Below are 11,912 nucleotides of genomic sequence, written 5' to 3'. Positions count from 1 at the left end.
ACTATATCACTATATCGGTCTTGATCACAACTAAAACATCTGCAATGTAACTAATTAATTAGTTTAAATAAAACCTTTTTGCCTTTTTTTTGTTTCTAACAAAATAACAACGTTGAAATGATGGACAAACTGAAGAAATTCGAATTGATGGAAAAAATCGTCCGCGAATTGGAGGATTTGAAACGAAGCCAGCAGGCTGTATTGGAAAAAATAGGTAAGGTGGAAGTAGACAACATCGAATTGGGCGATGGTCGCTTGGAAAAAGTGTTACCTGAAATCTACCAACGCACGGCCGAAAATTCGGATGCCATTGGTGAATTACTGGATGCATTCGCCGAAAAGACCGATGATTTCGCTGAGAAAAACAACGTAGAGCAGCTCAAGCAGCAGCAAGATATGGAAGGCAATCGGAATGGGTAATTTGTCCCGTGCTACCTATACGAAAACTGCCGCAAGGCAGCATGAGCGTGCCGGCCATCTTTAAGTGCTTCGAACAGTACCGTAGCTGCTTTGGCCCACATATCAAATGCGGGTTGCGTGATCTAGCTTCCTTCTCTATCCCATGGATAGCATGTGAGAAAAAATTATTGGCAAATTCGGGTATATTTTTACATCTCCCCTTCCACACCGAGGCCAAATAACGCAAAATCATATTTTATAGGGTCATTGGCATCCAACAACCGCAGGTGTTCAGTCAACTCGATGGCTGTTTTCCAATCGGACTGCTTACGGTTAATCAAGCCAAGTTTACGTGCTACGCGCTCCACATGCACATCACAGGGGCAAATCAACTGGGCAGGCATAATCCGTTTCCACAACCCAAAATCCACTCCGCTGTCATCCCGTCGAACCATCCAACGCAGGAACATATTTAACCGTTTGCAAGCGGAATTTTGCAGGGGTGAGCTGATGTGTTTCCGTGTGCGAAGGGGAAAATCGGGTAGGCTGAAAAAATATCCGCGGAAATGGTTCAATGCATGCTCCACATCAAATGCCGGTTTACTCAATGCGTTCAAATAGCAAACAGCGGAAGAACTGGAGAGAGTCGTAACATCCTGAGGCATCGAATGAACCTCCCTGTATTCGGTCCTATATTCTTGGCTAAGGGCATTAGGAAGAAAGGCATTTTCCAACGAATCATGCCGGGTATAATGCGCTTGGAAAAAACCGATGAAATAGCGTAAGTCCGTATCATTGAACGTCCGGTGTTTGAACCCCAGAAGCCGTTTCAAATCGCCTTCTTGATGATTTTTGATAAAATCAAAAGGCTCACCATCCATACGGACAATGAGTTCAGTGCACTTATTGATAATGGTTTTTCGCTGTCCCCAAGCCAATATAGCAGCAAAAAAACCTATAATCTCTACGTCTTGCTTGAGCGTAAACCGATGGGGAATGCATATCGGGTCGTTCTCGATGAAACCCGGACGGTTATATTCATCTACCTTACGGTCAAGGAAATCTTTGATATTGAAAGACATTTGCTATCAGAATTCGCGTTCCATATTCATCTACAAAATCACGCCAGCGCCTGTTCCAAATCCACCAATAAATCGTCAATGTCTTCCACACCTACGCTAATGCGGATGAGATTGTCTACCACACCGACTTTTTCCCTAGCCTCTTTCGGAATAGAACCATGGGTCATGGTGGCTGGGTGATTAATCAGCGATTCCACCCCGCCCAAGGATTCGGCCAACGTGAATACCCTAAATGAAGAAACCACCTTAAAGGTGTCTTGAAGTGTCGCATCCTTCAGCACGATGGACACCATTCCACCGAAGTCGCGCATCTGTTTCTTTGCTACATCATGGCCCTCATGATCCTCCAAGCCCGGCCAATAGATTTTAGCTATTTTGCGATGGCTTTTGAGGTATTCGGCCACTCGGCGGCCATTTTCACAATGCGCTTTCATCCGTAGGTGTAGGGTTTTGATGCCACGTAGCACCAGAAAACTATCCTGCGGGCCCGGTGTACCCCCACAAGCATTGTAGTAAAAGAAGAGTTCATCATACAGTTCCTTGTCATTCACCACCAAAGCACCCATCACCACATCCGAATGCCCACCAATATATTTTGTCACCGAATGCATTACGATATCCGCCCCCATATCCAACGGATTCTGTAGGTAAGGTGACGCAAACGTATTATCCACGGCAAAAAGTACTCCCGCGGCCTTGGCAATCCCCCCGATTATTGCAATGTCCGCAAGTTTCAATGTGGGATTCGTGGGCGTTTCAATCCATATCAGGCGAGTATTGCTGTTGATTTTTTTGCTTATCTGCTCTGGCTTGGAGGTATTGACAAAGTGGAATTTGATGCCGTAGTGTTCGAACACCTTGGTAAAAATGCGGTATGAGCCACCATAAAGGTCATCACCAGTAATCACCTCATCACCAGGCCTCAGCAATTTGAGCACAGTTTCTGTCGCCGCCATTCCGCTTGAGAAAGCAAGTCCGTATTTGCCATTTTCCAATGCGGCCAGGCAATCCTCCAACGCCTTACGGGTAGGATTGGTTCCTCGCGAATATTCATATCCCTTATGGTCTCCTGGGGCTGCCTGTTGATATGTGGAGGTTTGGTATATTGGAGTCATCACCGCCCCGGTAGTGGGATCGGCATGTTGTCCGGCATGTATGGCTTTTGTTGCGAATTTATATCCCATAATAATGCAGTGAAAATTGTATTGATGAATGTGGGTAAAGTTATCAAACTTTACCGAAGAAACGAACCCCCAACTAGGGAACAATCGACCATGGATGGGGGTTACCCCAATAGCCGTTTGTAATATAAAGCTTACCAAACATTATCTATTATTAAGTGTAGATAATAAAAAAAGAAATCATAAAACACACCAATGACTATTTACACCCGAAAACAAGACGTGGTTAACGGTCTTATACATGGGGTGGGGATTCTTTTTAGTGTCAGTGGCCTCCCCGTTTTAACTGGGATTGCTACGGCTAATGGCAATACACCCGGTATCATCGGGTCTGGAATCTATGGTTTTTGTTTGCTGCTACTTTTCACCTGTTCCACGGTATTTCATCTCTCAAGAGATATATCCTTAAAGCGTGTTTTCGAAATATTTGACCATATCAGCATCTACTTTCTTATTGCCGGCACTTATACACCCTTCCTGCTGATATACATGAATGATGCTTTTGGCATTGCCCTGTTAGCTATCCTATGGGGGCTTACGTTAATGGGCGCTTGTTTCAAGATTTGGTTTACCGGCAGATTTAACATCATTTCTACCATTGTCTATTTCCTAATGGGTTGGATTATGGTAGCAGGCGGGAATAGGTTCTTCACCTATTTGCCCACCGCAGTACTGACCCTAATCTTCATTGGCGCTGGCTTGTATTCCCTGGGTATAATTTTTTATATCTATCGGAAAAGCATACACGCACATGCTATCTGGCACACTTTTGTACTCATAGCAGCCATTTGCCATTATGTCGCGATACTATTGGCGATGTAATCCCAGTTTTACTAGTAAGCTTTGGCGAATAAAACACGCTGTTTCGAAGGTTTTCCGGTCAGTATACACACCCCTGCTTCTTCCTTATTAGCTAGTGGAATACACCGGATGGTAGCCTTGGTTTCTTCCTTGATACGTTTTTCGGTCGCTACTGTTCCATCCCAATGGGCAGATACAAAACCGCCCTTTTCTTCGAGCACCCTCTTGAATTCCTCGTAGGAATCAACTTCCACCATGCTGGCCTCACGGAATGCCGCCGCCTTGTCATAAATGTTGCGCTGAATGTTTTCCAGTAGCCGTTCTATGTGATCGGCCAATCCTTCTTGCGGTACTGTTTCCTTCGTTTGGATATCACGGCGGGCGATTTCTACGGTACCGTTTTGCATATCGCGCGAACCGATGGCAATGCGGACAGGAACACCCTTGAGCTCCCATTCTGCGAATTTGAAGCCCGGGCGATGAGTATCCCGATCGTCATACTTTACAGCAATGCCCTTGGATTTCAATTCGCCATGAAGTGCGTCAACCAACTCCCCTATCGCCTCTCGCTCTTCCATGGTTTTATATATCGGTACGATCACCACTTGTATAGGGGCCAATTTAGGTGGCAACACCAACCCATTATCATCTGAGTGGGCCATGATCAATGCACCCATCAGGCGGGTGGATACGCCCCATGATGTAGCCCATACATAATCAACCTTCCCATCCTTGGCTGTGAATTTCACGTCAAATGCTTTAGCAAAATTCTGCCCAAGAAAATGCGAGGTTCCAGCCTGCAATGCTTTGCCATCTTGCATCAACGCCTCGATGCATAACGTATCCAGTGCCCCTGCAAACCGTTCGTTTTCGGTCTTCCGGCCCTTCACCACCGGTAGGGCCATCCAATTTTCGGCAAAATCGGCATATACGTTCAGCATTCGTTCGGCCTCTTCCACGGCTTCCTCTTCTGTGGCATGGGCGGTATGTCCCTCCTGCCATAGAAATTCTGCCGTACGTAGAAACAGGCGTGTACGCATTTCCCAGCGGACCACGTTAGCCCATTGGTTGACCAAGATGGGCAAGTCTCTGTAGGACTCTATCCACCCCTTGTAGGTGTTCCAGATTATGGTTTCCGAGGTAGGGCGAACGATGAGTTCCTCTTCCAATTTTGCCTCCTCATCTACCACGATGTTTCCGTTGCCATCATTTTTTAGACGATAATGTGTCACCACGGCACACTCCGTGGCAAATCCCTCCACATGGGAAGCTTCCTTGGTGAAAAACGATTTTGGGATAAACAAAGGGAAATAAGCATTGCTATGGCCGGTGTCCTTAAACATCTTATCTAGTGCGGCTTGCATTTTCTCCCAAATGGCATAACCATAGGGTTTGATGACCATGCAACCCCGTACAGCGGAGTGCTCTGCGAGGTCAGCCTTCATGACAAGTTCATTATACCATTGAGAATAATCGGTTTCGCGACTTATAATTCCTTTGCTCATTGTTGATTTCTAATAATTTTTTTGTAATATTTGTAACATTTGCACTTAAGATTCCGTCAGCAAAGGTAGATGGTTTTAACAAATTACTCACATAAAAAATCATTGGTTGGTTAAACCAATCGGCCAAAATATCGTCTATACTAGTAAAAGCATAAGCTTTAATCAAATGAAAGGATAATTAAAATGAGAACCAATAAATTGATAATCAGCACAGTAGTTTTAGCAAGTGTCTTGTTATTGGGTTCCTGTAGTGCTTCAAGGGAAGCCGCTTTTCGCGACGATGTCTACAATAATAATACTCGGGCGGTAGAAAAAAGCTACCAAAGCCCCGATTATTATTATGAGGAAGAGCCACAGGAGGAACAATATGCGGATGATGAAGGCTATTATGATGATGAATATGTGGATGAGGGCTATGATAGTGGCTATTATGCCGATGAATATGCCGACAGTGAATACACCAACCGGATAAACCGTTTCCATTATTACTCACCAGGGATGGCTTATTACGACCCCTGGTTCGATCCATGGTATGGGTTTAACTCATGGTATGGCCCTAGTTTCGGTTTTGGTTGGGGTGGCGGATGGGGCCTCGGTTGGGGCAGCAGTTGGTATAACCCCTATTATGGCGGTTATTGGGGTTGGGGTTCTCCCTATTATGGCAGAGGCTTTGGTGGCCCCTATTCGTACAGCCGTTGGGGCTGGGGCGGATGGGGCGGTGGTTATTATCCCGGAACCATTATTGTTGACAACCGCACAAGAGGTATCCGTTCGGCTTCGCGATCACGCATGGATGTAAGGACAGGTCGCTCATCAAGCAGGGTTGCTGGATCTTCTAGAACAGCTATCAGCAGGGATGCAAACGGCCGAATTTCTACCCGCACTTCGGCCACGCGTGGAAGCGCTACCTCCGGTACGAGGAGCGGTACCCGTGAAGCGGTTCGTCCAAGCGGCACCACGAGGGGAACAACACGTGGTTCCGAAGGGGTAAGAAGCGGCACAACCACACGTAGACCAGCTGGCCAGAGTGCAAGGCCTGCACCTACGTCACGACGGCCATCAGGTAGCAGTGCAAGACCGGCGCCTACGTCACGGCGACCATCAGGTAGCAGCGCAAGACCGGCGCCTACATCACGGCGACCATCAGGTAGCAGTGCAAGACCGGCGCCTACGTCACGGCGACCATCAGGTAGCAGCGCAAGACCAGCTCCTGCTTCGCGGCGGCCAAGCAGCGTGGCACCCCGATCGTCCGGAAGCAGCTCACGCGGCTCATCCGTATCACCTCCTTCAAGGTCTTCGGGTTCTTCTTCATCAAGTGGAAGCAGCAGCCGTGGTAGTAGTAGCCGTGGAGGCGGTAGGGGAAGGTAAATAAGCCCTTCATGCCCAATTTGGATTCGCACATACAAATATGGTAGGCCAGCCACAATCTGCCTAATAGATTGGCTGGCCTTATTTATAAATAGTTTTACAGCATAGTGATAATATGACAAGGTTGAAAAGCGTATTAATTTCAGGTTTTTTAATAGGATGTTCCTTTACCACAATCCAAGCACAATCGCTTGATGAATTTTTGAGGTTTTCGCAACCAGAACAGGGTGCTTCCACCCGCTTTAAAGCATTGGGCAACGCCCAAACAGCATTAGGAGGCGATCTCAGCTCCATCTCAGGAAATCCCGCGGGCCTTGGCTTTTTTGCGCAATCGGACATCGGTCTGTCGTTTAATTTCAGCAGTGATGTCAATAAGGCCTTATATTTCGGCAGCAATAGCACGAACACTAAAGATAAATTTGCTATCAACCAAGCGGGTGCTGTCTTTAATTTCCCAACCCAGAAAGCACGAGGCAGCAACCTCTCAAGCGGATGGCTAAACTTCAATGTCGGAATAGGTTATCACCGGACTGCTAATTTCAATTCGACACTCGGGTTCACTGGCATAAACGATGAAAGCAGTTATGGCGATTTCATGGCGCTTGAAGACGGCAATCTGTTCGGCGACATCGGTTGGAATTTTGGCATGGTAGACGAAAATGCTAACGGGCAGCTGGTCTCGATGACCACACCCAATAACGTACAAACTGCCTACTACCGGGAAGGAGGCGGCCAATCAGAGACAAACCTTTCATTTGGCGCCAACTATTCAAATAGATTGTATATCGGCGGTAGTGTAGGTTTCACACGGATAAACCACCAGATGAATCGGTTGTTTATGGAAGACGGCACCATCGAAGATTACGGTTATATCTATAGTTTGAATCCGGATTCCCGCTTTGTAAACCCCGCAAACGCCGAATATGGAACATATAATCCGTTGCTGGAGTCTGACTATGAATTTGATGATGAATATTGGTCGAACACTACCGGAAACGGTATTAACGCGAAACTCGGTGTAATTTTCAAGCCTGTGCCACAATTTCAAATCGGATTGACGGCCGCTACACCGACCTGGTACAGCCTCACCAATGACTATGAAGATTATTTTGGCATAACGAATTATTTGACAGACGGAACTGACAGTCCTACTGAGGATCCCGGCGATCCCATCTATTACGATTACGATTTGCGTACCCCTTATAAGCTGAGTGCCGGCTTGGCCTATATCTTCGGCGGGGGATTGCTAAGTGCGGATGTGGATTATGTGGATTATGCCAGTATGTCCATGTCTTCTACAAATGCCGCCGATGATGGCGAATTCAATGATGGAATTAAAGCCACCTATGCCGAAGCAGTAAACTTTAGGGTTGGAGGCGAATATTTAATCGCCCCCCAGTTGCTTGTAAGAGCGGGCTATGGTTTTACGGGTAATCCTTATAAGGATGATGCCATAGACTACACGGGTAAAACCGTATCTGGTGGCTTGGGCTACCGCATTAATAATGTATATGTAGATTTAACGTACCAGAACTTCCAACGAAATTATAGTATGATCCCTTATCTGCTGGATGATGCCGCTGGATTATACAGCCCGGTCGTGGATGTAAAAAATCAACGGCATAATGTGCTGCTGTCGGTGGGTGTAAAGTTTTAGCTATTTACTTTTTAGTTATTTGCTATCCCTTAATTACTTGCAAAATGCTCCCGATGGACTTATTTTCCCATGGGAACAGCAACGAGAAACTGATAAAAATTTTGTTATTGAAGCAAGAAAACCCTAGATTAATCTAGGGTTTTCTTGCTTCAGGGGACTTCCAATAACACTATTTGCTATCGAAGTCGGGTGAATACCCCTCTTTATTTTAGACGCAGAAGTTCGGGTTATATGACCTAACCCTTGTTCACAAATGCGCGCAACATCCAGTGTTGTTTTTCGTTGAATTGCATGAACGCATTAATCATGTCATTCGTCCCTTCATCCCCTGCTTCCGAGGTGATTTCAAGTAAATCACGCTGCATATTAATGAGCATTTCCAAATCATCAATAATGGCCTTCACCATGTCCGTATCATTCATGCCAATGGTGTTCACTTCCTTGATTTCAGCATTTTCTGCATAATCCTTGAATGTGCTGAAAGGCGATTTTCCCAATGTGAGGATGCGTTCAGCCAATTCGTCAATGGTGGTTAACGCGTTGGTATATAGCTCCTCAAACTTAACATGCAGCGTAAAGAAATGATTTCCGCGGACATTCCAATGGCAACCCCTCAATTTCTGATAGTGGATATGGTAATTGGCCAAAAGGTCATTCAAATGGTCGACCACTGGTCTTAATTTTTTCGCTTCCAGACTGATTGATTTTGGATTCATGATCTTTCAATTTATATGTTCCGTTGATAAAGATAGAACAGCTAAAGCTACAAAAAGTTTACATCCTCCCTATCATACGCGCTTTTTTCTGACGAAAAGACTATAATTTTCATGTTTCTCTACATATATATCTTCCCCTATATCGATAAATCCATCGAGTGCCACGGCGTCATACCACTTACCGTCAATTTCCACCTTACCGGATGGGCGAAGCACGGTTTTAGCCACCCCTTCTTTATTAACCAGCTCCGTATGCGTTTTCGATGAAGTGTATCCAGCATCCGAGCGTTGTTCATCCTGCAAAATCAAGCGTTTGAATGCTCGGGTTTTGAGAAAACTCTTGCCAAAAATCACCGCTAAAACGGTCGCCACCACCATGGAAGCGATTACCAATAGAAACGAATTAAATACCATCCCCGGTTCTGTTATTGTAAAATCAAAATAATCATTGTTCACCATACTGAAAGCCAAACCACTCACCAAGCAGATAATCCCCAATATACCAGCCACACCGAAACCAGGGATTACAAACACCTCAAGCGATATCAAAACAACACCCACCACAAACAAGGCAATCTCCCAATTATCGGCAAGTCCCTGAATATATAGTGGAGCAAAGAATAGTACGGCGGCAGTGATAGCCACTATCAACGCAAAGCCCACACCGGGGGTCTGCATTTCGAAATAAATGCCCCCCATGATCAACAGAATTAAAACCCCATTTACCGCCGGATTGATGAGGAAAGCAATAATCTTATCGATGGCAGTGGTCTTATGGACCGTGATCTGCGCATTGTCAAATCCCTCAGCCACCAGCACATCAGCCATGGAAGCTGCTTCGGCCTCAGCCAGTTTGATCTTCACGGCTTCTGATGAGGTAAGTGTCAGGATTTTTCCTGCCGGCTTGATATTGGGCAGGTCCACATCGGCATCCACAAAGGCCTCTGCCACCTTTGGATCACGTCCCTTTGCCTCGGCGGTGGCGCGCATTAACCCCCGCATATAGGACTGGTGTTTTTCAGGCATTACCTGACCTGATTGATCGACCACACTAGCAGCCCCAATACTAGAACCCTTGCTCATGTAAATGCGGTCTGTGGCCAGTGATATCAATGCACCGGCTGAAGCTGCATTATGGTTGATGAAGACCACTGTTTCCAGAGGTGAACCCAATATCCGGCTCCGGATGGAATCCGCAAAGTTCACCATCCCACCATAGGTGTTCATCTCGATCAGCACTACGTCTACCTTAGCTTCCTCAGCCAGGGTATAAGCATTTTTGACCGTCCTCCATGCGTTTGGTCCAATGTCTTCCTTCAAATCAAATCGGTAAACATGCTGTGACTGTGCTACAAAAGCAACAAGCACCATGGAAACAATCAGTGACAATGTGGCCCATAGTTTCAATAATTGTGTTTTTTTGCACATATTGTTCAGATCGTTTATAATTTTGAGACCATTAAGGGTAAAATGTTCGAATTGGCAATGACCCGTTAACTATCAATGGATAAATATACATTAAAAACCGCATTCGAAAAAAGTTTTTTAGGGCTCGTGTGGCGCATTGAGACTGATGTAGCCAACGGTTTACTCGCCGTGGAAACCCGCAACAAGGACACAGGTGCTCCGCTGTTTTCGGTATTCCGCTATACCACAGGTATATCTTTAATTCATGAAATGCCATACGGCGACCGGTATTGGACATTAGCCGCAATCGTAGACAATAAGTTAATCTTACGGGCATATGGCCAAAACAGTCCGGACAGTGCGGGAATAGCCTGTATCGATGCCCTTAGTGGTGATGTCCAGTGGGAACAATTTAACTATGCATTTCTTGCCATACAAGATGAGGCAATTATTGTACGGCACCGTAATTTTGCCGATGGCCATGAGCAGTACTTAGCTATACACCACGGAAATTTAACACAAAAAACCGAAGCTTTGAATAAACCTATGCGCCAAAATATTGTCATACCTCAACGACATGATGGGTACATCCCAGCGTTTTTGGAAAATTATGACATATATGGCGACTTGTTCCATTGCACTGCAGGTCAAAATAACGTCTATGCATTCCATGAAAGGGATGATCAACTATACCGTATAAGGTTGGTGGTATCCAGCGATTCTGGCGTGTTGGCCGATAAGGTGGTGATATCAGGCTTAGCTAAGATGATACCGGAATTGTTCTTCATGATAAATAAGCAGATATTCTTAATTGGTAATAATAAACGGAAAATTGTGTCGTATTTAGTATAATTGCATCGGATTTTAACATGAGCATAACAAATAAATCATACATACATCATCGTGCATCTTTTTTCGTAGCCATACTGATGGGCAGTACTTGCCTTTCATTGGAAGCTGCCTCGATGCCTGCCGATTCCATTGGTGTGGAATTCGAGAACGGCAAAAAAATTATCATCCATAAACTGGAGGCTAAGGAAACTTATTTCGGATTGGGAAGGCACTATAATATACCGGCAAAGAACATCATTGCTGCCAACAACAACAAACCCTTGAAGATGGGCGATACCCTGCGCATCCCTACAGAATCATCCCAAACGGTGGCTAGTACCACCTCTTCCCAGCCTACAGCTATAACTGCACCTACGCCCCCCACGCTGAGCCAACAAGACTACACCCAATATAAAGTGGGAAAAGGTGAAACATTACAAACGATTTCTAAACGGTTTATCATCTCGGTTGAGAGTATCAAGCGTGCAAACGGTCTCACAGATGATGCGGCAAAGGAAGGAAGCCTCCTGAAAATACCCCACAAGGAACTGCCTCCCCCCATCCCTACCGCAAGCCAGCTAATCGTGTCTGGCAATATCATTGATTCCACCGCTGCGCAAGACGCACTGGATGTCCCTGCAAACAAATATGGAATCCGGGAAATGACGGAAAAAGGTGTCGGAGTATGGATTGACGACCTCAGCCAAGACGGGGGTAGCATGTTGGCTTTGCACAAGACAGCTCCCATAGGTACCGTCATCAAGATTACCAATCCCATGACTAATCACACTACGTATGCTAAGGTAGTAGGGAAATTTGCTGACACTGCCGAAACGCAAAACGCCATCATTGTCATCTCCAAATCTGCCGCCTCACTCATTGGTGTATTGGACAGGCGTTTTCAGGTAGAGATTGCCTATGGCACACCAAATGAACCACTTGATAAGTAGTTAAAAACAAATTAA

Annotated in this window: 11 protein-coding genes; 6 read left to right on the top strand and 5 right to left on the bottom strand. The window is 45.6% G+C overall.

Annotation, left to right across the window (positions count from 1 at the left end; genetic code table 11):
* The first annotated feature begins 120 nt into the window (after positions 1–120).
* Positions 121–420, top strand: a complete 300-nt coding sequence (locus NF543_RS10425; RefSeq protein WP_257668282.1) for a hypothetical protein — start codon at positions 121–123, stop codon at positions 418–420.
* A gap of 188 nt (positions 421–608) precedes the next feature.
* Here the strand turns inward: NF543_RS10425 and NF543_RS10420 are convergent, their stop codons facing one another.
* Positions 609–1,481 (bottom strand): TIGR02757 family protein, encoded by an 873-nt coding sequence (locus NF543_RS10420; protein ID WP_257668069.1) that lies wholly within the window; start codon positions 1,479–1,481, stop codon positions 609–611.
* 38 nt (positions 1,482–1,519) lie between these two features.
* On the bottom strand, positions 1,520–2,665 hold the full coding sequence (locus NF543_RS10415; RefSeq protein ID WP_257668068.1) for a cystathionine gamma-synthase: 1,146 nt from the start codon (positions 2,663–2,665) through the stop codon (positions 1,520–1,522).
* A gap of 192 nt (positions 2,666–2,857) precedes the next feature.
* On the opposite strand from NF543_RS10415, the gene trhA reads away from it, so the two are divergent.
* A complete protein-coding gene (gene trhA, locus NF543_RS10410; RefSeq protein ID WP_257668067.1) occupies positions 2,858–3,484 on the top strand; it encodes a PAQR family membrane homeostasis protein TrhA in 627 nt (208 codons plus the stop codon).
* Positions 3,485–3,495: 11 nt separating this feature from the next.
* On the opposite strand, the gene proS is transcribed toward trhA, so the two are convergent.
* A complete protein-coding gene (gene proS / locus NF543_RS10405) occupies positions 3,496–4,968 on the bottom strand; it encodes a proline--tRNA ligase (protein ID WP_257668066.1) in 1,473 nt (490 codons plus the stop codon).
* Between the two features lie 183 nt (positions 4,969–5,151).
* Here proS and NF543_RS10400 point away from each other — a divergent pair, with 183 nt between their 5' ends.
* Together NF543_RS10400 and NF543_RS10395 are read left to right on the top strand one after the other, a co-directional pair.
* Positions 5,152–6,336, top strand: coding sequence for a hypothetical protein (locus NF543_RS10400; RefSeq protein WP_257668288.1), 1,185 nt, complete (start codon positions 5,152–5,154; stop codon positions 6,334–6,336).
* A 115-nt stretch (positions 6,337–6,451) separates the two neighbouring features.
* Positions 6,452–7,993, top strand: coding sequence for an OmpP1/FadL family transporter (locus tag NF543_RS10395; protein ID WP_257668065.1), 1,542 nt, complete (start codon positions 6,452–6,454; stop codon positions 7,991–7,993).
* A 236-nt stretch (positions 7,994–8,229) separates the two neighbouring features.
* Here the strand turns inward: NF543_RS10395 and NF543_RS10390 are convergent, their stop codons facing one another.
* A complete protein-coding gene (locus NF543_RS10390) occupies positions 8,230–8,709 on the bottom strand; it encodes a Dps family protein (RefSeq protein ID WP_257668064.1) in 480 nt (159 codons plus the stop codon).
* A gap of 72 nt (positions 8,710–8,781) precedes the next feature.
* Positions 8,782–10,137: an NfeD family protein gene (locus tag NF543_RS10385; protein WP_257668063.1), complete on the bottom strand. Its 1,356-nt coding sequence runs from the start codon at positions 10,135–10,137 to the stop codon at positions 8,782–8,784.
* A gap of 75 nt (positions 10,138–10,212) precedes the next feature.
* Between NF543_RS10385 and NF543_RS10380 the strand changes: the two genes are divergently transcribed.
* Both NF543_RS10380 and NF543_RS10375 read left to right on the top strand, forming a co-directional pair.
* Positions 10,213–10,968 (top strand): DUF4905 domain-containing protein, encoded by a 756-nt coding sequence (locus tag NF543_RS10380; RefSeq protein WP_257668062.1) that lies wholly within the window; start codon positions 10,213–10,215, stop codon positions 10,966–10,968.
* A gap of 17 nt (positions 10,969–10,985) precedes the next feature.
* Positions 10,986–11,897, top strand: a complete 912-nt coding sequence (locus NF543_RS10375) for a DPBB and LysM peptidoglycan-binding domain-containing protein (RefSeq protein ID WP_257668061.1) — start codon at positions 10,986–10,988, stop codon at positions 11,895–11,897.
* Positions 11,898–11,912 lie beyond the last annotated feature (15 nt).

This window comes from Parapedobacter tibetensis (assembly GCF_024704835.1).
Classification (GTDB): Bacteria; Bacteroidota; Bacteroidia; order Sphingobacteriales; family Sphingobacteriaceae; genus Parapedobacter; species Parapedobacter tibetensis.
This window is presented reverse-complemented; position numbering and strand designations above follow the sequence as displayed.

Excerpts from the sequence above, each read along its gene's own strand:
- NF543_RS10375 (WP_257668061.1), top strand. The coding sequence starts at position 10,986 with ATGAGCATAACAAATAAATCATACATACATCATCGTGCATCTTTTTTC.
- NF543_RS10425 (WP_257668282.1), top strand. The coding sequence starts at position 121 with ATGGACAAACTGAAGAAATTCGAATTGATGGAAAAAATCGTCCGCGAA.
- NF543_RS10385 (WP_257668063.1), bottom strand. The coding sequence starts at position 10,137 with ATGTGCAAAAAAACACAATTATTGAAACTATGGGCCACATTGTCACTG.
- NF543_RS10420 (WP_257668069.1), bottom strand. The coding sequence starts at position 1,481 with ATGTCTTTCAATATCAAAGATTTCCTTGACCGTAAGGTAGATGAATAT.
- NF543_RS10415 (WP_257668068.1), bottom strand. The coding sequence starts at position 2,665 with ATGGGATATAAATTCGCAACAAAAGCCATACATGCCGGACAACATGCC.
- NF543_RS10390 (WP_257668064.1), bottom strand. The coding sequence starts at position 8,709 with ATGAATCCAAAATCAATCAGTCTGGAAGCGAAAAAATTAAGACCAGTG.
- proS (WP_257668066.1), bottom strand. The coding sequence starts at position 4,968 with ATGAGCAAAGGAATTATAAGTCGCGAAACCGATTATTCTCAATGGTAT.
- trhA (WP_257668067.1), top strand. The coding sequence starts at position 2,858 with ATGACTATTTACACCCGAAAACAAGACGTGGTTAACGGTCTTATACAT.
- NF543_RS10380 (WP_257668062.1), top strand. The coding sequence starts at position 10,213 with ATGGATAAATATACATTAAAAACCGCATTCGAAAAAAGTTTTTTAGGG.
- NF543_RS10395 (WP_257668065.1), top strand. The coding sequence starts at position 6,452 with ATGACAAGGTTGAAAAGCGTATTAATTTCAGGTTTTTTAATAGGATGT.
- NF543_RS10400 (WP_257668288.1), top strand. The coding sequence starts at position 5,152 with ATGAGAACCAATAAATTGATAATCAGCACAGTAGTTTTAGCAAGTGTC.